Genomic DNA, 1,463 nt, shown 5'->3' on the forward strand with positions numbered 1-1,463 from the left:
GGTACTGCACCCCTAAAGTTAGAGTAAAAAAACTAACTTTAGGGGTGTTTTAATATGACAAAATATAGTGATGAATTTAAGTTGAAAGTTGTAAGAGATTATCTAGATGGCCATTATGGTTATCGAAAATTAGCTAAAAAATATAATATACCTGATAAAATTATTATACGAACATGGGTAAAAGCCTTTCAATCATTCGGTGTAGATAGCATTAAAAAGAAACAGAAAAAGACAGTTTATTCTGTTACATTCAAAATAAATGTATTAAACTATATGAAAAGAACAGGCGATTCCTTCCAAGATACAGCGATTAAATTTGGCCTAAATACCCCATCTATTATTGTGCGATGGAAAAAGATATATGACAAAGAAGGTGTGGAAGGACTCGAAAAGCCGAAAGGACGACCTCCCATGAAAAAGAAGAAACAGAAGAAATCTAATCAAAACCTATCACGAGAAAAAGAGTTAGAGCTAGAAAATGAAAATCTTCGATTAGAGAATGCTTATTTAAAAAAGTTGAACGCTTTTCGAGAGAATCCGAGTGCCTTTCTAGAAAAGCACAAGCAGCAGTGGCATTCGAACTCAAAGAAGAAGGATTCAAATTAAAAGATATCTTAGTAAAGGTTGGTATACCAGAAGCAACCTATCATTACCATGCCAAACAATTACAAAAGGAAGATTTAGATAAAGGTTGGAAGAAAAAGATCATTGAACTTTTTCAAAAACACAACGGTAAATACGGCTATCGTCGTATATATTTAGCTTTGAGAAATCAAGGTTATCTCATTAACCATAAGAAAGTACAACGAATTATGCGAGAACTAGGATTAAAATGTCAAAAATTCACACGTAAATCACGCTATCAATCATACAAAGGTACAGTTGGTAAAGTGGCTGAAAATCGCTTGAATCGTAGATTCCATACATCTATTCGACTTCAAAAATTAGTGACAGATATCACTGAATTTAAATGTGCTGAAGAACAAAAATTATATCTCAGCCCTATTATGGATTTATACAATGGGGAAATCATTTCTTATGGTATATCCAGAAGACCAACATTAGACTTAGTACTTCAATCATTGGATAAAGCAGTTACAATCATTAAGCATGAAGCACCATATCGTACGACGATACATTCTGATCAAGGTTGGCATTATCAGCATAATGCATGGATTAGAAGATTATCGGAACAAAGGATTTATCAAAGTATGTCACGTAAAGCGACGTGTGCGGATAATGCTTCTATGGAGAATTTCTTTGGCATCATGAAGCAGGAAATGTATCATGGAGAAGAACTTGTTAACTATGAAACATTAAAAAGAAGAATTGAGGATTACATCTATTGGTATAACAATGAACGTTTGAAATTAAAATTGGCTGGACGAAGTCCAGTACAATACCGAACTCAATCCAGCCAATTAATAGCATAATGGAAACTCTAACTTTGGGGGGTCACTACC

Annotated in this window: 2 protein-coding genes; both read left to right on the plus strand. The window is 33.7% G+C overall.

Features of this window, described 5'->3' with window-relative positions; genetic code table 11:
• Positions 1-54 precede the first annotated feature (54 nt).
• Positions 55-606 carry a helix-turn-helix domain-containing protein gene (locus LQ611_RS13860; protein ID WP_107596494.1) on the plus strand — a complete coding sequence of 184 codons (552 nt, stop codon included), beginning with the start codon at positions 55-57 and terminating at the stop codon, positions 604-606.
• Complete coding sequence (locus LQ611_RS13865) at positions 570-1,433, plus strand: IS3 family transposase (protein ID WP_103361549.1); 864 nt, start codon at positions 570-572, stop codon at positions 1,431-1,433. Before LQ611_RS13860 ends, LQ611_RS13865 begins: the two co-directional genes overlap by 37 nt.
• Positions 1,434-1,463: the final 30 nt, after the last annotated feature.

The organism is Mammaliicoccus sp. L-M44 (assembly GCF_022386355.1).
GTDB classification, from domain to species: Bacteria; Bacillota; Bacilli; order Staphylococcales; family Staphylococcaceae; genus Mammaliicoccus; species Mammaliicoccus sciuri_A.